Genomic DNA, 20978 nt, shown 5'->3' with positions numbered 1-20978 from the left:
GGGGGAATAAAGTGATTGAGATTAAAAATGTCAGCTTTCGCTATAACTATGAGCGAGAGCAATTGTCCGGCATATCCTTGACTGTCCGGCAGGGAGAATTTGTTGTGCTGACCGGTCCCAGCGGTTGTGGGAAAACCACATTGACACGTCTTTTCAACGGTCTGATTCCCCATTTTTATGAAGGAACGTTATCCGGAGAGGTTTATGTGGGTGGAAAAAACGCGGCGGATTTACAACCATGGGAATTTGGCAAACTTGTGGGCAGCGTGTTTCAAGATCCCAGAAGTCAGTTTTTTGCTGCTGTGGTGAAGGACGAAATAGCCTTTGGCTGTGAAAATTATGGAATACTGTCAAATGAAATACAGATTAGGATGAAAGAAGCGGCACGCGCGCTGCAAATTGAGCCTCTTCTGGCAAGACATTTGCTGACTCTTTCCAGCGGGGAAAAGCAAAAGGTGGCGGTGGCTTCGGTTCAGGCGGCAAAACCAACTATTTATGTCATGGATGAACCCTCCGCGAACCTCGATATGGCTGCCACAAAGGAGCTTATGGAGGTATTAAAAAAACTGAAAGCGGCCGGCAGCACTGTCATAATAGCCGAACACCGCCTTTATTACCTGATGGAGCTTGCCGACCGCGTGGTTTATATGAAAAATGGAAAAATTGAATGTTCATATACTTCACGGCAAATGAAATCATTGTCAAAGGATCGCCTGTCGGAGATGGGACTGAGGACAACAACACTTAGCTGGGACGTGAATAAAATAATCACCGGTCTGACGGGTGAAGAACCGGTGCTGAGGGTTCAAAACCTGGCCGTAAAAGCGGGAAAAAGCAGCGGGCTTTTACTGCTTGATGTTTCTTTTTGCATAAAACCCGGTGAAATATTAGCTCTTACCGGCCCCAACGGTGTTGGAAAAACAACACTGGCCAGGGTTCTTTGCGGGCTGGTAAAAGAGAAAAGCGGAAAAATACTGTATAACGGTACCGGTGTAAAGGCATCCAGACGCTGCCGCCATGCCTGGTTCGTCATGCAGGACACCGACAGTCAGTTATTTTCCGAAAGTGTTTTAGGCGAAATGACCCTGGGCAAAAAATTGGAGTCCACACTCCTGGAGAAAGCTGAGGAAATTTTAAATGAGCTTGATTTATGGGAGTATCGTGAAAGACATCCGGCCTCCCTTTCCGGCGGACAAAAGCAGCGGCTCACCCTAGCGGTTGCCCTGATGCAGCAAACACCGGTATTGATTTTAGACGAGCCTACCTCGGGGCTTGATGGACGGAATCTCGAACGGGTTGTACAATGCGTTAAGGCGCAGGCCGCTTCTGGAAAGGCTGTTTTGATTATCACCCACGACCATGAACTGGTGCAAAAAGTATGCACACGGATCGTATATTTGCAAAAAGGCATGCTCTTTAAGGATTTTTGTCTGCATGCAGACAGCTATCCATTGGCTGTTGATTGTATGTTGGGAATTGTGTGATTTTTGTATAACCGTAGTACCTGCTCCTAAAGCCGGTTAATTTCGTTTCATTGGCTATTTGTCAATGACTTTTTTTTGCCATTGAGATATGGGATGGGTAATTCAGGCATCAATCACGCTGACAAGCTTCCAAGCCTAACAGATATTGATGGTATTTCAGCATTTGCTGTTGAATCAGAATCAGGATATAATAATATTGAACAAGTTTAGAGCAATTAATCGCAATAGCTAAGTCATTAAACAATAGTAAAAAGGTAATATTTCCTGGTATAATAATGTCACAAAGTGAACTAAATTCAAAAAAAGTAATTGAACCTAAAAACAATGAACCACAGGTTGACATGGAAAAGGAAAAACAGGGAAAGACAGAATGTGAAAAATAATATTAACAAGATTCCACCGGAACCGACCACTGATTCCATGGAACACACGATTACCTGATAAAGCCTCTGGCTTCTCGGCCCCCTCGCATTTGGTGAAACGGGAGTGAATGAAGGGATGAAAAATGTGTTGAATTATAAAAAAAATGCATTTTGGGTAAGCGTTATGGCAATTGTAATTGTCGCTGTGGTCAGCCTTTCTCTTATCGTTAGTAAGCAAACGGAAGGGATGCCTGCGAATCCCTCGAATCAAGGTAATGTGTCATCATTCGCTCCTTTAAGGACATCGGAAGCGGCGTATACCACGGAATATGATAGTGTAAAAATTTCATATCTCTCCGAAAACAAAGGATTTAATTCGTCAAATACCTTTGAAGCAACTGATTCCCAAGCAGTGGCATACATTGACTCAACGATAAGAACAAGCATGCCCTCCAAGCAGAAAGATGATCTGGAAAACAATCGTACAGATCAGTATACGATTAAATTGTCAAATGAGATCGGCGGATATAGCTGTGGGCTTTACTATGACACACTCTACGATAAAGCCTACATCATAAAGGACGGTGGTCTTTTCGATATAGGAACAGATTTTGCACGCTATATTGATTCACTTTTTGAATACACAAATATCACCTTCAGTGTAGATAAATCTGATGAGGCGCTGTTTAAGGAATATGGATGGACGCTTGATTATCAGATCAGCGAGATGAAAAACAAGCTAAACAACATCAGCACTTTGTCTGCTTTTAATCCAAATACATATTATTTCGCGTATAACAACGAGCTTTCAAAGGATATCGGTCTTGACATGAGCACATACTCTAACGCCGCCGATCTTGACGTTAAAATTTATAGAATTCATGAAAGCATGCCGCAAGAGTTTTATCCAATACAAAATTGCAGAGGTATTGTCGTAAAAAGCGGCGGTAAAATCATCGGCGCATTCATCAGTGCCGGACGGCACAATACGTTTAATGCCTGCAGCTTGAAAGGGGGCAGTTTTGACGAAGTGACCGGCAAGACGTTTAACGATTGGCTTGCGGACAAAGTTAAAGCGGACACTAACGAAGAAAGGCTGTCCCGGCTGGAGCCGGAGCAGATTATTGAAGAATATTTCACAGCTCTGAATAAAAAAGACGCTGAGACTGCGGAATGCTGTATTTCGAAAAAAACTCTGCTGGGTGAGTTGACAACAAATATGCGAAACGAGAAGTTACATAACGATGCGATCGACTTGCTTTTAACTGATCAAAATTTTAATAACCTTAAGTCCGCAAAGTTGTTAAAAATTGAATTGCTTGATGAGCCTAATAAGAACACGAAAAAATTCAGGGTAACGGTGGACCTTCGATACAACAAGGAGGTGAGCGTCAGCAACGGAAAGCAGTACTGGGATTGCAGTATGGTTTATGAATCTTTTCAGACGGGATGGAAAATAGAAGGATTTGGGCATTAGAGGTTAGCAGTAGAAATGATTGTTTCATCGCTGTCTCAATCCGGCATCGCGATTAACAATATTGGCGACACCACCACTCACAGGACAGGGCAACTAACCCTGTCCTTATTTTTTTTACACTAATTTACTGTAAGTGTATAACTCATGTTTTTGATATTTGTGCTATTTTGCTGCGTTCTTCACTTGTTAACCGTGAAATATTGTATTATAATATACATATGAGTAATATTGCTCTAATGTATAATATATAATTAACTTATAATGTATTAAGGAAACAGAGGTGTCCTATGCAGTCAAATGATTCGTCGGATGGCAACAGATATGAGAGAAGAAAGGAAGAAACCAGGCAAAAAATAATCAATGCTGCAATCAATCTTTTCAACAGACAAGGGTTTGATGCAACCACAATGGAGCAAATTGCAGAAGAAGCCGACATTGCCCGCAAAACCCTTTACAATCATTTTTCCTTTAAAGAAGCTATTATCATCGAATACTTACAGAGGTTTGTGCGAGAACGGGTGCCGGAGATATACAGCTTAATACAGGAGCATACAGACACCCGCTCACGTCTGGTGGCTGTACTGAACAGGGTAACTGATTGGTTGATATCAGAAAAAGTCCCGAAAGATGTTTTTAATATATACCTTTCTTACCAGATGCAAAAATTATTAACTTCTTCCGTTGATGAAATTCAAAGGACCGGTGCACAAAATTATTTGGCCCAGATTATCAAGCTGGGACAGGAAGCAGGAGAAATCAGGCAGGACCTTTCGTTTGATGTGCTGCTTTCCCAGGCGGACAATATTCGTGTATCGGTTGGCATAAGGTGGTATACAGACCCGGAACAATTTTCTGTTCAAGACTATATCGCCGAAAGCGTAGATCTTTTTCTTCAGGGAGCAATAGATAAAACAAGCAAATGAACAAAATGAGCATTATGATGAAAATTGTTAAGTGCTAAAACATGACAGGGGGTGTTTCTATGAAAAGCAATTATGAAGCATTTTTTCTTAGCTGGCCCGGTGCCTTTCAAGCCGGAACGGAGGCAGCCGGGGGAAAGGGGTGGAACCTGGGCAAGCTTGATCGGTATGGGTTTAAGATCCCCGCGGGTGGAGTTCTTGCGGCCGGAGCATACCTTGATTTTGTCAAAGAAAACGGCTGCCTGATAAATATAGAGGATATTGCGCAAAGTGTAACTGCCGGCAATGTCGGAGAAAGGGAGATTGAGGAAAAGCTTTTCCAGATCAGAGAAAAGTTCAGAGTTGGCCGTATTTCTTCACCTGTTCAGGAGGAACTGGTCTCTAAGCTGAAAAATATCGGAATACTTGAGAAACCGCTGGCAGTACGTTCTTCAGCCACTGCTGAGGATAGTTCAAAGGCATCCTTTGCCGGGGTACACGAATCATTCTTAAATGTCCGGGGTATAGAAAATATTTTGTCCTGCATCAAAAAGTGTTATGCCTCTTTATGGACACCCCGGGCAGTTGCTTACCGGCGAAAAATGAATATCAGTGATGAACAGGTAATTCCCGCCGTGGTGATCATGGAAATGGTGGAGGCAAAGGCTGCCGGCGTGGGTTTTTCCTGTGACCCCGGAACCGGACGGGAAGATGTTCTGCTGATAAGCGCCAATTTCGGTTTGGGTGAGAGCGTGGTCAGCGGTGCCATCGAACCGGATGAATACCGTTTGGATCTAATGTGTGAGATAAAAGAAAAAACAATCGGCCGCAAAGGCGGGATGATTGTTCCGGCAGAACAAGGGGGAACGGAATTTGTCAAACCTGCCGGATCAATGGCCGGTCAGGTATTGACAGATGAAAATATAGTAAAATTGGGTTTTGAGATCTGGCGGGTATTTGAAGCCCTGGGCCGGGGGGAGCAGCATCAGGATGTTGAATGGGTGTATGACGGCAAAGACTTCATTCTGGTCCAGGCCCGGCCGGTGACGTCGGTACCCAGGTACACCTGTGCTGAAATTAAGGATCAGCCCGATATATGGTCCAACGCCAATTTTCGGGATGCAATTCCCTTTGTCCAGTCAACTCTTAATTGGAGCCTATTGAAACACGGCCTCACAACAATATTGCAATCACCGTTTCAAGCAGTAGGCTGCCGGATACCCACGGGGCTGCGTTATGTCAGACTTTATCAGGGCAGGCCGTACATAAACCTGTCACTTCAGCAGTGGCTCTGGTATGACGCGTTGGGCCTGGCGCCCCGGAAAACGAACGACAGTCTGGGAGGAAACCTTCCGGAAATTAAAATTAACGAAAAGAAACCGTATGCCGGCGGCAAAGGATTAAAAAGAGTTTTTCGACTGTTAAAGTTTATGCTGGCCATGACAAAGGCCAAGAGAAAGGCTAAGAAATCTTTTGTTGAATTTAGTGGCTATACGGAAGATTTATTAAGAAAAAATTTTAAGCACTACGCAAATGAAGATATCATCAATACTTTATTTGACAATACCAGAGTTTCTGCAAAATTCGCCCTTAAGTTTCATTTTTTAAGCAGCTCAGCAGCAGTTTCTTATATGATGTTGGTTAATGCATTGGAAAAAACTTTTCCGGGTCAAGGAAACGCAATAGCCAATGCCATTATGATGGGGAACGGGGACATCACCAGTGCTCAGCACGGTTACCGCCTGGTGGAATTAGCCGAGATTGCCCGCAGTGATGCGAACGCCGGAAGATTCTTTGCCGCCGAATCATTTAACCCGCTTTGTTGGGATAAAGATCTGCCGGATAATTCCCCGTTTAAAAAATCCTTTCAAAACTTTTTAGCAGAATACGGGCACCGAGGCATATATGAAGCTGATATCATTAACCCTCGCTGGCGGGAAGACCCTTCGTATCTTTTGAATATCATCAAGAGTAGCATGGAAACTGCCGATACCGGCTTAATAAAGGCACGTCAAAAAGAAAAAGCGGACAGTGCCTGGCGGGAAATTAAGCAAAAGTTGCTGTTTCATCGCCGCCTGTTGATAAAATCCTTGTTGAAACAAGCTTTAAAAGGTGCGGAATTAAGAGAGATGTCCAAGTCTGTATACATTAAGTTATTTGAACCCGGACGTATGTTCTACCAGGAGATAGGACGCCGGTTGACTGAAAAGGGAATTATTGGGGGTCAGGCTGATATCTATCATTGTACTTTGATAGAAATTTTCTCTTTGCTCAAAGGGTACTGGGACGGCAGGGGATTGGCCGCTTTGGTGGCCGAGCGAAAGGTTAGGAAAAAAGAAATGGAGGCACTTTCTCCTCCGGATTTAATAGTTGATGAGGCTCCTCATTTTATGGAACCCGTCACCACCAGCCCGGGTGATGCCTTAACCGGTATGGGTGTGGCCGCAGGCAGGGCGTCCGGTACGGCCAGGCTAATTTTTCATCCCGGTGAGTGGGAAAAATTGCAGGCTGGTGATGTGCTGGTGGCCCCGTCCACAGATCCCGCCTGGACACCCTTGTTTTTAAGAGCCTCTGCTATTGTTATGGAGACAGGGGGATTTTTATCTCATGGATCCATTGTGGCCCGTGAATACGGTGTTCCGGCGGTGATTAACATTCCGGGTGTGATGAGATTACTGCGCGATGGACAAAAAATTACTGTGGACGGCGATGGAGGAAAAATCTATCTCTGGCAATAGATAGCCAAAAATATGGGGATACCGCTAAAAAGAATTGAGAGTGATATGGAGAGGGACTATTATATGACAGCAGAAGAGGCAAAAGAGTATGGGTTTTAGTAATGACATAGAATAAAACTAAGACTATTCGTTACGGCATGGGGTGCATTTTGGGTTGCGATTGCCCTAAATGCCTTTATTTTTCTGAAGCATGCATTTATTATTAGAAAATAGTTATGCTTTCGCTGTCGTACAGATCGAGGAAAATCAATAGGTGATTGCAACTAGCCCCTACGCCATAGTGAAAAAAGAAATGCTCACGATCATTCGTGGGTGTTTCAATCAATGATAAATACCTCTTTCATTATTATCTCTAAACCAGGAAAAAGTGGTGATGTTAAAACCTCATTGACATTAAACGCTTGATACAGATTCCAGTTAGTTTCCCCCGATACATATATTTCTATGCACTGAATATCCGGATCAACAATCCAATACTCCCTGACACCATGTCTGTAATACATCCTACTTTTATCTGTGCGGTCATTTGCGGCTGTTGACGGTGATAATATTTCAACCACTAAATCCGGAGCACCTTTGATGTTCATTTCAGTGATGATGTTAATCCGTTCTTTTGAGATAAACAAAATATCCGGCTGCGGCTTTTCGGTATTTGAAAGCAGGACATCCATTGGTGCAACTATAACTCTACCTAGTAGAACGATTCCTAATTAACATATCAATAAGCTAGTTAAATAATATAATTTCTACTAATAATTTAAATTATTTCAATATCATCCATTTTGTACTTCCAGCGGTAAACAGTAGGACAATCATTAATTTCTTTTATATATTTGTAAATTCTATCTTTTAATTCTTCTTTAGTTTTTACCCTAATAGCCCTCAGCATTGATTTAGCCATTTTGCCAAAAAATGATTCAATTAAGTTCAACTAGGATCCATGTTTTGGTGTAAAAACAAATTCAAAACGATTTGGGACAGTACTAAGATAAGCCCTTGTTTCTTTTGAAATATGAGCGGAGTGGTTGTCCAATATAATTACTATTTTCTCTATATCTTTGTAGTACTCACTTATCATTTTTAGAAACTCTACAAACTCAATACTACGATGGCGGTCTTCTACTTGAGCTAAGATATGACCTGTTACCAAATCAATACCGGCCATGAGACTAAGTGTACCATGGCGAACATATTCATAATCACGAGCAAGACATGAATACGTTCCAGGAGAAGGAGAAAGATCCGGAGCAATATTTTCTATAGCTTGAATACCGGGTTTTTCATCATATGATATATAAGCATACATTGATTGTTCATCATTTTTTGATACCATTTCAACTTCTTTATAGACATATAACACGTTAGCCATTTTTTGTTCAAATTCTAGATCCCTTTTTTCCAAGTAATATTTAATTTTATGTGGCTTAACTTTGTTTGCTGAAAGTATTTTTGATACTGTACCTTTTGCTAGATTTTGCAGGGTTGGATGGCCATTTTCTACACAATGATTTCGTGCATGTTTGGCTAATAAATCTGTTGTCCATAATTCATAGCTATATCCAAATTCCTTAGGTTTTTGGCAAGCAAGAGAAACAAGCCACGCTTTATCTTCTTTGGTTATTGTATCCGGCCTGCCTGAACGAGGAAGATCATTGAGTGCTATATCTAAGCCAAATTGTAAAATTTTATCTATATGTCGTTCTACTTTTGCACGGTTAGTCTCTAATATTCTACCAATTGAAGCTATTGTTTCTCCTTGATGATACAAGAGAAACATTTTAGCCCGTTCAATATGACTCACACTTTCTGTTCTTGAATGTATAATTTTTTCTAATCTATTTATTTCTTCTGTTGTCAAATCTAATTTTGCTCTTTGACTTATGAATGGCATAGTTTGGTCTCCCCACCTGTTATGTATTATAGGAAATTATATACCATGCCGATTTGTGGTTCAATGATAATTAAGAATTGCTCTACTAGTATTTATACCTTTCATTCCTGAAACAAGGTACAAACAAGTGCCTAGCATCAATAATAAAACTAGCCCGAAACCTAATACGATCTTTCCCATGATATTCAATTTCATAATGTCACTCCTCCATAGTTCTGTTCGGCTAAATGAAAGATTTAATTTGGCAGGATGCAATTTTGCAGGGTGAAAAGCCCCCTCTTGTTTCGTCACCCACAACACTTTGACTCACCAGTACTTCACCTTTCTCTCAAACAAAAACAGGATTGCCGCTAAACCTTCTTGTAAAATATCAGAGCACTTGCGATTTGGCGACCATGGTATTGCTACCTCAAACACATAGCTTTGCGTCACTGTCTTTCATACAGGTTTGTTCTTGACACTTTTCGTATTTATAAGACATCTTACTACATTTTAAATTACGAATTATCATTCGTCAACTATAATTTGCCAACCATAAATCACGTTTTTTCTTTCATTGAACATGTTAAACTTTAGGGAAAAAGGACTGATTAAAGATTGGACATAAAAGATTACAGGCAAAAAAAAGGTTATACACAAGAAGAAGTGGCAAGGCTTTTGGATATAACTCTCCGATATTATCAAAATATCGAACGAGGCAAACAAAAGCCAAATGTCATAATTGGACTTAATTTAGCTTTAATTTTAAAAGTTAATCCTTTTAAACTTTGGAAAATAAAAGATGCAAAATAGCGAATAGTTTTAAATTAAATAATAATAAAAGTAATTTTCTGATTACACTGCAAAAAAACACACATTTTAGGTGAGTTCAGTTAATTTGGTAAAAAGTTAAAACTACCATAGTCGAAAAATTGAATTGTTCGTTATCTTTTGAATCATTTCAATCAAAGAGAAAAAGAAAGTATCCTTATTATCGAATCTATATAGATAATTTTACCGTCTATTATGTGGCTATTGATGATGTAATGAAAGTTAGAAGAGTATTGTATAGTGGCAAAGATGCGGATAATGAGGGCTAAAGAGTTACTGTTTTCATGGAAACGGTTTCAATCGTTGCGGAGCGTGACAGCGACAGCTTCACTGCGGCCAAGGTGAAATACTCACTGCGAATTCTCCTCTCCGATAGGCAGCATATGCCTATCTTTTTCTCATTTCTGCAAAAACTGCCTTTTCTGCTGCCCTTATGTTGGGCAATTCGTGGCATCTATGAGGTACTGTACAGACAGGCGGTCCAATATTAAACAGAGTCTCAGCACCATTCCTTATTTAACAAAATCAAAAGTAGAGCAGATGAAGAGATTTCAGCAATCGTCGCATAATAATTCAGTCGCCATGGAATTAAAGCCGTACACATCACCCGTTTCAGCATGTGGTACATTTTGAAAATCAAGTTGACCCTGCCCTTGGGGCAGGGTTTATAATGTTTAATAAGGAAAGGTGGGTTAGCGGTGGAAAATAAAATTAAAATCAGCGATTTTGCTAAATTAACTGGGACTACATTAAAAAGCATTATCTATTACCATCAGATTGGTTTATTACAAGAACCAAAGCGCTCTCCCGGAGGATACCGCCTATATGGTCCGGCGGAGCTAACTCGTATGCGACTAATCAAACGATTAAAATACCTGGGACTGGATCTAAAACGCATCAAAGAAATTATGGGAGATATACACAATCACAGAACCTTGTGGGAAGTCTTGCAGTCCTTGCGAGCGGAGCTTCTAAGTGAGAAAAAAAGCCTTGAAGAACGAGTGTTAAAAATTGAAAGATTGCTAAGTGAAGACATGGTATGTCTAGATGAGGACTCTTTAGAATCCCCTACTTTTCAAAAGATGGCTAAGATCCTGGGAACAGATCAGATTGAAAACTATGCTCGAACCTGTCCGGAAATTTACAACCAGCAACAAAAATTATACGGTATCATAGATGATTTCCAATGGAGCGAATATTACCACGACGCTTTTCGGGCCCTGGCTGAGTTTTGGAATACACACCCCGAGGAGTATCAAATTGCTTTGGACTTTGGAGCATGTATTATCGGGCTAGACCAACTGTCCGAAGATGACCCTGAGATTGAACACCTCGCCCGAGAAACTTCTGAATTTATCGGAAGTATACCTTTGTTAGCGGAGCTCACCCAACAATTCGGACTATTCCAACCTCTTCAGCGCCTACGTAATGAAATGATTATCGATGTTCTCCCACCAGCCCGGAAAAAGTATTATCAGCTTTACGAGCAGTATATCAATTCCGAGATTGGTCAACAAACTGGTGGTAAGAGGAAGACAAAACGCAGGTGATGCAATTACTTTAGTACTTGTTTCAAAAAAAGCAGGAGGTGTGTCCTATGAAAGGCAAGGCTAGAGAGTCTAGGTTTAAAGCTTATTTTGGTAACATAATCTTTATAATTGTAATGGGAGTTACCTTATTTCTTTCCGCAGGTTCACTAATGTACTGGGAAGCATGGGTTTATTTGGTTGGGTTTTTTACGCAAACGATTTTTACTATTGCTTATTTTTCAAAGAAAAAACCTGAGCTTATATCAAAACGAATGCAGCGTGGTAATAAAGAAGATACTCGCAAGGTTGTCATGCTGTTGGTCTTACATTTGGTGGGTCTCTTGATTTCCGGCTTTGATTTCCGTTATCATTGGTCGGTTATATCTAATCCGATTATCATCATTTCGAACGTCATTGTCTTCTTTTGCTATGTCTTGATTTTCTTTACTCTCAGGGAAAATAGTTATGCTCATTCTACCATCAGGGTCGAAGAGAATCAACAGGTTATAACGAGTGGTCCCTATGCTATAGTTCGTCATCCAATGTATTTAGGGATGTCGTTAATGTATTTGTTCACGCCATTAGCGCTTGGTTCTTATTGGGCGTTAATGCCTTTTTCTCTCTGCTTGCTGATAAATATACTTAGGATTATAAACGAAGAAAAGATGCTGGTTTTGGACCTTCCGGAGTACAAAGAGTATTGCTTAAAGACACGTTATCGCTTGATCCCGTTAATTTGGTAAACAATTAGAAAGCAATACTGTCATTTTTTACAAACATCCAACGGTTTTTGTTTAAGGGGTGTTTGTATAAAAATATTTGGGTTATTTAAATTTTTCACGACGTTTTCAGCGGTCACGTCCTTCAATCGTAGAGATTATTAATGTCCAATTCAGATAAATAAACAGCAAGGACACAACGTCTGTACACCTCAACCGTAAGGATGAAACATGGCGGTACTCTTAAGCCGGTTTTTGTAAGTTCCCCAAGGCTTGCGCCCTTGTCTCTGGCGAGGGCTAGATCGCCACTGCTCAACTCTTCAAAGGATTATAACTATATTTTGTTTAAAAATAAAGGATTTCATAGATAGGTGTGGTAAATTATAGTCAATAACTTAAGTGAGAGGTCAATTTCATTAATACTTCATTCCAATGGACAATTAATCTTTTATAAATAACTTATAATACAGAGGTCATTAAAATGAAAGCAAATTACTTCATAATAGGAGATGGAGTAGGGCAAGGAATTTAAGTCAAATTGATTCAAAGGAGGACTGAAAATTTTATGAAAAGTGCTAACGAAAATATTTGTGCTCCAGACAAACGGCTTACTGCCGTGTGCGGGTTGTTTTGTCCTGCTTGTACCTTATTTATCGGAACGAAAGAAGATCCGGAAAGGCTTAAAGAAATTGCAGAACGTTTTCAGATACCGGTTGAAGAATTGGCATGCGAAGGTTGCCGGGCAGATAAACGGTGCATTTACTGTAGAAGCAGATGCAAAATGACAAGCTGCGCTGCAGAAAAAGGGGTGGAATTCTGTGGCGAATGTAATGAATACCCTTGTGAAGAATTGAAAGTGTTTCAAACCGACATGCCACATCGAACTGAATTATGGAAATATCATGAACGAATTAAAGAAGTCGGGTATGAAAAATGGTATACGGAAATGATTGAGCATTACTCATGTCCCGAATGCCATACAATAAATTCTGCCTACGACATAGCATGCAGGAAATGCGGTACAACTCCCAGTTGTACATTTGTGAATCTACACAAAGATAAAATCATCCGGCATCACTCTGGATTGAAGTGATAGGCAAAATAATGCATTAGAAATGATTACGGAAAAGGCTTAATGTGATTATTGAAACGCTAAATGGTTGGCAGGGCTTACTTACAGAATTTGGCAATTAGATATATAATGCGTTGGTTGAGAAAACAGAGCTTTTTTCCCCAATGCATTTTTTTGTGGAATTTATAATTCATTTTATATTTCGTCGTTGGTTATTAGAAGATGACTGTTAGTACAAATGCTTGGTCCGGATATATGCTCATTGATGAAGTTTCGAAAGGTGATTAAGTTGACAAAATAGGAAGTCAGTGTTAAGATGAACCTACCTTCCGATAGGTTGGTAAATTAATTATTTAAGGAGCCACACTTCATATATGGATAGTTCAACAAAGGAGAAAATAAAGAATATCGCTCTTTCTTTATTCGCCCAAAAGGGTTATGAAGGTACGACCATGAATGAAATTGCTAAAGGAGTAGGAATCAAAAAAGCTTCGCTTTACGCTCACTTTAAAGGAAAGGAGGAGTTATTTTTTACAGTCTATGAAGACCTGTCTCAAGAGTATGTAAACTTAATGAATAGAATTATAGATGATTCTAAGGAAATGGAAATTGAGGATAAACTGTATTATATTTTTGAACAATATATTATTTACTACATTAGAAATCCGCAAGTACAAGCATTTTGGAACCAGATTATGCTTTTCACACCCACTGGAATATATGAGAAATTCTTTACTCACGTACAAAACTGTAATATATTTGTTCAGCAAACTATGGTAGAAATTTTCGAAGCAGGGATAAGCCAGGGTCTAATCCGAAGTGATGACGCCAAAAAAATGACTATGTCGTTTTGGGCAATCAGGGAAGGACTTTTAAACGGGATGGTGATAATTCCGGAAATGAGGAAAGAAGAATATATCAAAGCTTTTTGGAGGGATTATTTGTTAGGTATTAGGGGAAGGAGGGAATAAATTATGAAAGAAGCTAAGAAATATAATGTGGTGGAGTGTAAGGGGACTCCATACGAGATTGGTTTACAGTGCGGCGAGAGTTGTAAGGAAAACATACTTAAAGCCATGGATTTGACATTTGGCGGATTATCCTTCATGAATAATACAACTATAGATAGTATTATTTCCAATTCCATGAAGTTTCTCTCTAATGTGAAAAACTTTGATCCCGACCTTATTGATTTGTTAAAAGGGCAAGCAGATGGTGCCGGTGTAAGTTTTGAGGAAGTATTTGCTCTAAAATGTGGGTTTGATTTAGGAGCTTATTATAATAAAATTTCCGGATTATGCACATCTTTTGCCGTTACCGGAAAAGCAACCAAAGACGGAAAAACTATTCTTGGACAGAATATCGACTGGCTTTCTGGAAGTCCAATGGATCTGCTTAAAATAGTTCATCCTGATGGAGTAGAACAGCTTTCCTTAGTTCTATGGGGAATTGTAGAATATAGCCTTAGTTCAAATGGCTTTGGAATGTGTGCTAACGGTACCTGGGCAACAGTTGAAAATTACTTATTTAATATTCCTATAGGTTGTTACCTGCCTAAGGCCATGAGGCAAAAAACACTTGAAGGTGCCATGAAAATACTTCGCACAAGCGCCCGTGGACTTGGGTATTATCATTTGGCTTCCGTGACAAGGGAAATGGTTGGCATAGAAAGCATTCAGGACGATTACCAAGTACTCTTACCCCAAAAAGATATGTTAGTACATTCTAATCACTACCTTACTGATAGATTTAAAAAAGTAGATATGGTTAACGCATTCGTACCAGATAGCTTAGCAAGAGTTGAAACAATTAAAGAATTAATCAATGAATATTATGGACAAATCACTCCGGAAACGTTGATGAATATCCTGGCAAATCATGACAATTATCCCTATTCAATATGCCGACATGTTGATAAAACAAAACCGCCGCAGTTTCACTCGAAGACATTAGCTTCTTTTATAATGATTCCCGAAGACGCGGTAATGCTTATTGCCTATGGCAATCCATGCAATTATGAGTATTTAGAATATAAGCTATAAGTATTGGTCAAACCCAATACCCCTTAAGTCATCCAGCAGATGTTAAAGCAGGTGAATAATATGCTTGAAATGGAATCCCTGCAAAAATCCATAAGTGAAAGCCCGGATGTGAAAAATAAAAATCTACTCAAAAAGAAAATAAGAGAAACCGGCATCAGGTATAGTATTACAATGGAAAAAAGAATGAGAAGGTAATTAATAAAATGAATTATAGTGAATAAGAAAAAACTTCTCATTCTTCGTTTATTTTACCGTATTTTTCATCCGCTAAGGAATTGAGTGTAAAAATATTGTTTGACAAATAAAAGAAATTGCTTTATGTTTTTGTTATCATATAGTTCGTTTAGAAGTTTCTAAACGATATAAAGGTGTGGTTGAGGTGGATGAAAAACTAACCCAGTCCCGGGATTCTCTGATTCAGGCATTAGGTCGCCAAAGTGCCTTTTGGGGGTTAGGTAAAACGGCTGGTGAGATGTACGCAGTATTATATCTTAGCGCCGAACCGGTATCTCTTGAAGAATTAGCACAGAGATTGAAAGTAACAAAAGGGAATATCAGTATTGCCGTTCGTCAATTGGAGCAGTTGGGAATGGTAAGGCGTTCCTGGCAGAAAGGGGACCGCCGGGTGTTCTTTGAGGTGGAAACCGATTTTTGGAAAATTGCTCACTCTGTGTTGGGCTTGCGGCACAAACCAGAATTTGATCAGTCCTTTAACCTGGTGGAAGAGAGTACACGATTGGCTAAACAAGCGGTTCCGTCGGAGGAACGTGATATTGTAATAAAGCGTTTGCAGATGCTGCAAGAGTTTTATTGCACACTGGACAGCGTGGTGGAGGCTGTTTTGGCGATAAACCCCGATCGACTGAAAACTGTGGTGGAGATGTTTAAGCTGCTTGCTTCCGGGGGAAAGCAGCATGATAAAAATGAAAAATAGCCGTTTAGAGGGGGGCAAACGATGTATAATACGGAATTGTATGCGGTAACCGGTGCTTTTGGTTATACCGGTAAATACATAACCAGGCGTCTTCTTTCTCAGGGTAAGAGAGTCAAAACACTTACCGGACACCCCAACCGTCACAATCCATTTGGTAATCACGTAAGTATCGCTCCATTTAACTTCGAGAATCCGGACAAACTAATAAAGAGTTTACAAGGAGCTACAGTTTTGATTAATACCTACTGGGTTCGCTTTTCTTACGGCCTTGTTACTTACGACAAGGCTGTTGCCAATACCAAAATTCTTGTCAAAGCAGCTGAAAAGGCCGGGATCCGCAGAATTGTGCATATCAGTATCAGCAACGCTTCCGAGGATTCATCTCTCCCTTATTTTAAAGGGAAAGGACTTCTGGAAAAGGTTATTATCAATTCAAATCTTTCTTACGCCATAATCCGGCCCACTGTTATTTTTGGCAATGAAGATATACTTATAAACAACATTGCCTGGATGCTCAGGCGATTTCCTCTGTTTGCAATTCCGGGGCCGGGTGATTACAAAATACAACCTGTATTTGTGGAAGATATGGTTGATTTAATCGTTAACGCAGCCGGGAAAGAGGAGAACATTATCACGGATGCCGTAGGTCCGGAAACATTTACATTTAATGAATTGGTGCAGCTTATACGAGACAAGACAGGCGCTAACACCCGGATCATTCACATGAAACCGGGGTTAGCGCTATTCCTTTCCGGATTGATTGGTAAAATTGTCAGGGATGTTGTGCTAACCCGTGATGAGGTGGAGGGTTTAATGGCAAACCTTTTGATTTCTAAAGACCCTCCTCTTGGAAAGACGCGTTTAAGTGAATGGCTTGGCCAAAATGCTGCAACAGTGGGAGCAAATTATGCTTCCGAACTGAACCGGCATTACCGGAAGAGTCTATAATTAAATTGTGCGGGATTAGATCTGGACCTTCTGTAGATGCTTAAAAAGAAGGGGAAGTGTGGTAATGAAGGGCTTGATCAGAAGCTTTCCGTAGATTTATAGGTAAAATTTATATTTAGGTGGTACCGGCAAATGATTAGGAGACTATAACTATATCTTTTTGAGTAGAAGGTGCGGAAAATATGAACCTTCTACTGTATAATAATGGTATATGGGGATATGCCTTGCACTATGATGCACGGTTGCTCTGTTTGATGTTGTGTGAATTTTGTATTAATGGTAGTATGTATAAATTATGGGAAAAACCAAGTATGTTTAATGTGTTAAAGGTGGTATTGTTATGCAGTTGAGACGGCAGGAAATTGATTTAATCAGACGATATTTGCTGGAACAGGTATCACCTTACTTAATTATTGTTTTTGGGTCTGGATTATCCGGTAGGATGTTGCCGGAAAGTGATATTGATATAGCCTTTTTATCAGAAAAAAAACTGAATGCTTACGATGTGTTTATGGCAGGTCAAGAGTTAGCCGGTTTCTTATAGCGGGATGTGGATTTGGTGGATTTGGAGGTTGCTTCCACGGTATTTCAGGCACGAGTAATTACTACTGGAAAGGTTATTTACTGTGATAATGAAACTAAACGTATGTTATTTGAAATGGTTACCCTGAAGAAATACGCCCGGTTGAATGAAGAGAAGAGGAATATTATGGATAAATTGTTCGAAAGAGGATTGCAACTATGAAGGATGATGTGGTTATTAACAAGTTGAATTTTTCCCCATGGCTAAAGCCAGAGGATTCCGGGGTCAAACCCCGAGGGCAGTACAATCACCTCTAAGCAGTCGCGAAGCCTTTAAGTTATTAAACAAAAACGGTATTATTGATGATTCGTTGGTTTTACGTTTGGAAGCTATGGTGGGGTTTCGAAATATTGCTGTCCATGATTACCAGTCAATTAACCTTATTATAGTAAAAAAGATTATTGAGGAACATTTGATAGATTTTATATTATTTGCTGAAAAGATTTTAGTATATTAAGTTTACCCATCGTTGGCTTGCATACAATACCAAGTAAATGCTGAATTACTCCCAATTGAAGCAGACACCGAATATAAAACAATGAGATAGACAGTCAGCAGACAGATAATGTAAAAAGCATATTTCCCAATAGTTAATAAATTCTGCCCTTATGTTAAATGCGCGTCCATTGTTTTTGTGACGCTATCATATTAAGATGAAGGCATATAGAAGCTTACATCTTTGAGGGAGTGAATGATTATATGGTGCTGAATATTGGTGAAGTTATCACAGCAAAACGCAAAGAAAAATTATGGACGCAAGAACAACTTGCTAATGCAGTAGGCGTTTCTACGCCAGCCGTGAGCAAGTGGGAAACAGGCACAACATATCCCGACATTATGTTGCTTTCTCCTATTGCGCGCGCTCTAAATACCACGGTAGACAAATTGCTTTCATACCAAAACGAGCTTTCCGATGAGGAAGTGGACAAGGTTACGAAAGATGCCATGCATGTCTACGAATCCGAGGGGTTTGATGCGGGCTGGTCATTCTGCCAAAGAGTGCTAAAGGAATACCCGAACAGCATTCCCTTAAAGTTTCATCTCGGTAATCTGTTTCAAAGTTTTATGATTCTGAAGTCGGGCATAGACCAACAAGAAATGCAAACCTATTATCGGAATGCCGTTCATATTTATGAAGAAGTATTATCCAGCAGACACCCAAAGTATGCCCTTCACACAACAGCAATTTTAGTTAGCTACTATGCGATGCTAAGTGAGCTTGACAAGGCGGAGCAACTAATTGAAGGAATGCCCTCCCAAAAGTTAGACCCCGATTCACTCTACCCCTCCATCTATGCTTTGCGTGGAAAGCATGGCGAAGCAATAAAACTGACCCAAGAAAACCTCCAACGATACATTTCAAGGGTTAGCCAGTCGCTGGGAGTTTTATGCTCATACGCCAGGGAACGTGACGATATGGAAACGGCCTATACCCTTGCAAAAATAAACTTTGAAATGGCAAAGCTATTTGGCATGAAAGAAGAAATCGCCTACCCTGATATGATTAAAGTACTTGTTTCCCGAGGAGATAAGCAGACCGCACTTAACTACTTGGAGGAATATGCACAGAGCATTGCGGAATTAAAATATGACTATTCAAACAATCCTTGCTTTAACAGATTGACGAAGGGACTAAGCGATACTTCCTATATCAAGAAAATTCTTGCACAAAGCATTCTCACTGACAGGGAATACGCACCATTGAAAGATGAGCCACGTCATACTCAAGTCTTTGGAAAATTGCAGGAATTAGCGAATACACAAACCAATACGTTCAGGGCAACAGACGTGTAGCACAACAACGAATACTCTGCCAGGAAAAAAGCCGTCATTTGGTAGATATCGTGCTATGCCTAAATAAAAAACGATAATGTGGTATATTCTCTAATCGCTTCACACCATCAAACCTGACTGGCTTTAATGAAACTAATAGGCAGATGGAGAGCAGAATCACCATGATAAAAATGTTTAGGAAAGGCTCCTACAAACTGTCGGTCTTTTTACCGATTCTATTGGTAACCTTTTAGTAACAATTTTTAACCCTTCCATAACCCTTTTTTTCTCTAAAGAGCTTATACTTAAGGAAACTTTCGGTACCGAAGAATCAAGCAAAAAAATGAGTTGAAAGGGGAATAAATATGAAATGGAAAATATTGATGTCAGGGTTACTACTATCAGGGGGCTTGTTAATAAGCGGCTGTTCCATACTGCCGTCACCGGGGAGTTTAATTATGGCACCCCGGGTGACTGGTGTGCAAAGCCAAAATATTGTGGTTAAATCCATCAGCGAAGGAGATCTGAAAGTAGACCAGCCCGGAGATATTAAATGGTCAATTAGTGCAAGTGAAGCGAATACCGCTGTACAAAAATTTCTGCCCTCAGAAGCAAAGTTGGAAACACCGAAAAATCCCAGCGGGGCAAAGGCCATCCAGCAACAGGATATGGATGGCGATGGTAAGCCGGAACTGTTGGCTACCTACCGTGTGGGACAAAGCCCGGGCAAATTGGGAGCAATTTTGTTGCAGGAAAAGGAACACAAATGGCAAAAAGTTTGGGAGTTAAACTATGCGTTAGCATATGCCCTGGACCATGCCAGCTTTGCCGATATCACCGGGGACGGCCGGCCGGAACTGCTGCTGGGTTGGACAGTGGACGCAAGGAGCCTGGGCGGGGTGGGTAAGCATCACGGTGTGGACATCTTCGCCTGGCAGGGTCACGATACCAGCAGCAAGGGCGAGGCCCTAGACAAGTTTGAGCATTGGCAGGGTATCCTAACCCGTATCGACGGCATTGGTTACGAGAAAATGGAAGTCCTCGCTCCAACTGACCAAGAGGATACTGGCCAACAGGCAGCCCTGGCCCTGTGGTCCCATCTTGATTCCCGCGGAGAAAAAGTCTATAATTCTGATTCCGGGGAAGAACACTATTATCCGGATTGTGCAATATACCGTTGGGAGAAGTTTGGATCAGGCACTGTGTTGTCATCTGCCGACGACCTTTACCCCGACTATTATAAGAAACTCGTTGCTTTCTACCAAGAGAACGTCAAAGAAATGCCCGAAGATCCATATTACTGGCTTTTCCTGGCCCGTGCACAGTTAAATGCCAATCTACCCGAAGATGCCCTGAAATCTATCACTAAAGGCGAATCTGTAAAATCCGATGATTCCTGGGACTTAAAAAACTGGCTTATAATGAAGGGAGATGCCCTGAACAAATTGGGTAAATATGAAGAAGCCAGATCAATCTTAACCAATGCGATGGAGCGGAAAAATGATAACTCATACAAGTACTACCTTATTTTAGGGCACAGCTATGCGGGCTTAAAGGAAACTGACAAGGCTAAGGCTGCCTATGAAAAATCACTGGAGCTTATAAAGCAGTCCGAAAAACGGTACAACTACGCCGGCTATTCAGAGCAGCCTATGGTGCAGCGCGCTTTAGATAAAGTTATAAATTGTCACAAATAATAAGTAGTTAATTAACAAGC

Annotated in this window: 22 protein-coding genes; 19 read left to right on the top strand and 3 right to left on the bottom strand. The window is 40.5% G+C overall.

Annotation, left to right across the window (positions count from 1 at the left end):
- Positions 1-11 precede the first annotated feature (11 nt).
- The 5 genes from DTOX_RS12945 (at position 12) to DTOX_RS23755 (ending at position 7059) form a co-directional block, all read left to right on the top strand.
- Complete coding sequence (locus DTOX_RS12945; protein WP_015758129.1) at positions 12-1484, top strand: ABC transporter ATP-binding protein; 1473 nt, start codon at positions 12-14, stop codon at positions 1482-1484.
- A 498-nt stretch (positions 1485-1982) separates the two neighbouring features.
- Positions 1983-3323: a DUF4829 domain-containing protein gene (locus DTOX_RS12940; protein WP_015758127.1), complete on the top strand. Its 1341-nt coding sequence runs from the start codon at positions 1983-1985 to the stop codon at positions 3321-3323.
- A gap of 287 nt (positions 3324-3610) precedes the next feature.
- Positions 3611-4246: a TetR/AcrR family transcriptional regulator gene (locus tag DTOX_RS12935; protein WP_015758126.1), complete on the top strand. Its 636-nt coding sequence runs from the start codon at positions 3611-3613 to the stop codon at positions 4244-4246.
- A gap of 59 nt (positions 4247-4305) precedes the next feature.
- A complete protein-coding gene (locus DTOX_RS12930; RefSeq protein ID WP_015758125.1) occupies positions 4306-6960 on the top strand; it encodes a PEP/pyruvate-binding domain-containing protein in 2655 nt (884 codons plus the stop codon).
- Positions 6961-6972: 12 nt separating this feature from the next.
- Positions 6973-7059: an ATP-dependent Clp protease proteolytic subunit gene (locus DTOX_RS23755; RefSeq protein ID WP_083773438.1), complete on the top strand. Its 87-nt coding sequence runs from the start codon at positions 6973-6975 to the stop codon at positions 7057-7059.
- A 218-nt stretch (positions 7060-7277) separates the two neighbouring features.
- On the opposite strand, the gene DTOX_RS12925 is transcribed toward DTOX_RS23755, so the two are convergent.
- The 3 genes from DTOX_RS12925 to DTOX_RS12920 all read right to left on the bottom strand — a co-directional run bounded on the left by DTOX_RS12925 (position 7278) and on the right by DTOX_RS12920 (position 8851).
- A complete protein-coding gene (locus tag DTOX_RS12925) occupies positions 7278-7643 on the bottom strand; it encodes a Uma2 family endonuclease (protein WP_422698410.1) in 366 nt (121 codons plus the stop codon).
- Between the two features lie 74 nt (positions 7644-7717).
- Positions 7718-7891, bottom strand: a complete 174-nt coding sequence (locus tag DTOX_RS24380; protein WP_242652431.1) for a hypothetical protein — start codon at positions 7889-7891, stop codon at positions 7718-7720.
- Entirely contained in the window at positions 7892-8851 is a 960-nt protein-coding gene (locus DTOX_RS12920; RefSeq protein WP_242652430.1) for an IS630 family transposase, read from the bottom strand.
- A 597-nt stretch (positions 8852-9448) separates the two neighbouring features.
- Between DTOX_RS12920 and DTOX_RS12915 the strand changes: the two genes are divergently transcribed.
- The 14 genes from DTOX_RS12915 (at position 9449) to DTOX_RS12855 (ending at position 20958) form a co-directional block, all read left to right on the top strand.
- Positions 9449-9643 (top strand): helix-turn-helix transcriptional regulator, encoded by a 195-nt coding sequence (locus DTOX_RS12915; protein ID WP_015758124.1) that lies wholly within the window; start codon positions 9449-9451, stop codon positions 9641-9643.
- 716 nt (positions 9644-10359) lie between these two features.
- Complete coding sequence (locus DTOX_RS12905) at positions 10360-11211, top strand: MerR family transcriptional regulator (RefSeq protein ID WP_015758122.1); 852 nt, start codon at positions 10360-10362, stop codon at positions 11209-11211.
- 47 nt (positions 11212-11258) lie between these two features.
- On the top strand, positions 11259-11933 hold the full coding sequence (locus DTOX_RS12900; protein WP_015758121.1) for a methyltransferase family protein: 675 nt from the start codon (positions 11259-11261) through the stop codon (positions 11931-11933).
- Between the two features lie 541 nt (positions 11934-12474).
- Entirely contained in the window at positions 12475-13002 is a 528-nt protein-coding gene (locus DTOX_RS12895; RefSeq protein WP_015758120.1) for a DUF3795 domain-containing protein, read from the top strand.
- A gap of 353 nt (positions 13003-13355) precedes the next feature.
- Entirely contained in the window at positions 13356-13952 is a 597-nt protein-coding gene (locus tag DTOX_RS21560) for a TetR/AcrR family transcriptional regulator (RefSeq protein WP_015758119.1), read from the top strand.
- 3 nt (positions 13953-13955) lie between these two features.
- Positions 13956-15023: a C45 family autoproteolytic acyltransferase/hydrolase gene (locus DTOX_RS12885; protein WP_015758118.1), complete on the top strand. Its 1068-nt coding sequence runs from the start codon at positions 13956-13958 to the stop codon at positions 15021-15023.
- Positions 15024-15083: 60 nt separating this feature from the next.
- A complete protein-coding gene (locus DTOX_RS24855; RefSeq protein ID WP_015758117.1) occupies positions 15084-15218 on the top strand; it encodes a hypothetical protein in 135 nt (44 codons plus the stop codon).
- A gap of 184 nt (positions 15219-15402) precedes the next feature.
- Entirely contained in the window at positions 15403-15957 is a 555-nt protein-coding gene (locus DTOX_RS12880; RefSeq protein WP_015758116.1) for a GbsR/MarR family transcriptional regulator, read from the top strand.
- Between the two features lie 21 nt (positions 15958-15978).
- Complete coding sequence (locus DTOX_RS12875; RefSeq protein ID WP_015758115.1) at positions 15979-16905, top strand: SDR family oxidoreductase; 927 nt, start codon at positions 15979-15981, stop codon at positions 16903-16905.
- 340 nt (positions 16906-17245) lie between these two features.
- Positions 17246-17449 (top strand): nucleotidyltransferase domain-containing protein, encoded by a 204-nt coding sequence (locus DTOX_RS25130; protein WP_340139993.1) that lies wholly within the window; start codon positions 17246-17248, stop codon positions 17447-17449.
- A gap of 12 nt (positions 17450-17461) precedes the next feature.
- Positions 17462-17650 carry a nucleotidyltransferase domain-containing protein gene (locus DTOX_RS25125; RefSeq protein ID WP_340139992.1) on the top strand — a complete coding sequence of 63 codons (189 nt, stop codon included), beginning with the start codon at positions 17462-17464 and terminating at the stop codon, positions 17648-17650.
- 37 nt (positions 17651-17687) lie between these two features.
- Positions 17688-17945: a type VII toxin-antitoxin system HepT family RNase toxin gene (hepT, locus tag DTOX_RS12865; protein WP_015758113.1), complete on the top strand. Its 258-nt coding sequence runs from the start codon at positions 17688-17690 to the stop codon at positions 17943-17945.
- A gap of 242 nt (positions 17946-18187) precedes the next feature.
- A complete protein-coding gene (locus DTOX_RS12860; protein WP_015758112.1) occupies positions 18188-19282 on the top strand; it encodes a helix-turn-helix domain-containing protein in 1095 nt (364 codons plus the stop codon).
- Between the two features lie 344 nt (positions 19283-19626).
- Positions 19627-20958, top strand: a complete 1332-nt coding sequence (locus DTOX_RS12855) for an FG-GAP-like repeat-containing protein (protein WP_042315819.1) — start codon at positions 19627-19629, stop codon at positions 20956-20958.
- Positions 20959-20978: the final 20 nt, after the last annotated feature.

This window comes from Desulfofarcimen acetoxidans DSM 771 (genome assembly GCF_000024205.1).
GTDB classification, from domain to species: Bacteria; Bacillota; Desulfotomaculia; order Desulfotomaculales; family Desulfofarciminaceae; genus Desulfofarcimen; species Desulfofarcimen acetoxidans.
This window is presented reverse-complemented; position numbering and strand designations above follow the sequence as displayed.

Excerpts from the sequence above, each read along its gene's own strand:
- DTOX_RS12940 (WP_015758127.1), top strand. The coding sequence starts at position 1,983 with ATGAAAAATGTGTTGAATTATAAAAAAAATGCATTTTGGGTAAGCGTT.
- DTOX_RS12935 (WP_015758126.1), top strand. The coding sequence starts at position 3,611 with ATGCAGTCAAATGATTCGTCGGATGGCAACAGATATGAGAGAAGAAAG.
- DTOX_RS12930 (WP_015758125.1), top strand. The coding sequence starts at position 4,306 with ATGAAAAGCAATTATGAAGCATTTTTTCTTAGCTGGCCCGGTGCCTTT.
- DTOX_RS23755 (WP_083773438.1), top strand. The coding sequence starts at position 6,973 with ATGGGGATACCGCTAAAAAGAATTGAGAGTGATATGGAGAGGGACTAT.
- DTOX_RS12920 (WP_242652430.1), bottom strand. The coding sequence starts at position 8,851 with ATGCCATTCATAAGTCAAAGAGCAAAATTAGATTTGACAACAGAAGAA.
- DTOX_RS12900 (WP_015758121.1), top strand. The coding sequence starts at position 11,259 with ATGAAAGGCAAGGCTAGAGAGTCTAGGTTTAAAGCTTATTTTGGTAAC.
- DTOX_RS12895 (WP_015758120.1), top strand. The coding sequence starts at position 12,475 with ATGAAAAGTGCTAACGAAAATATTTGTGCTCCAGACAAACGGCTTACT.
- DTOX_RS21560 (WP_015758119.1), top strand. The coding sequence starts at position 13,356 with ATGGATAGTTCAACAAAGGAGAAAATAAAGAATATCGCTCTTTCTTTA.
- DTOX_RS12885 (WP_015758118.1), top strand. The coding sequence starts at position 13,956 with ATGAAAGAAGCTAAGAAATATAATGTGGTGGAGTGTAAGGGGACTCCA.
- DTOX_RS24855 (WP_015758117.1), top strand. The coding sequence starts at position 15,084 with ATGCTTGAAATGGAATCCCTGCAAAAATCCATAAGTGAAAGCCCGGAT.
- DTOX_RS12875 (WP_015758115.1), top strand. The coding sequence starts at position 15,979 with ATGTATAATACGGAATTGTATGCGGTAACCGGTGCTTTTGGTTATACC.
- DTOX_RS25130 (WP_340139993.1), top strand. The coding sequence starts at position 17,246 with ATGCAGTTGAGACGGCAGGAAATTGATTTAATCAGACGATATTTGCTG.
- hepT (WP_015758113.1), top strand. The coding sequence starts at position 17,688 with ATGGCTAAAGCCAGAGGATTCCGGGGTCAAACCCCGAGGGCAGTACAA.
- DTOX_RS12860 (WP_015758112.1), top strand. The coding sequence starts at position 18,188 with ATGGTGCTGAATATTGGTGAAGTTATCACAGCAAAACGCAAAGAAAAA.
- DTOX_RS12855 (WP_042315819.1), top strand. The coding sequence starts at position 19,627 with ATGAAATGGAAAATATTGATGTCAGGGTTACTACTATCAGGGGGCTTG.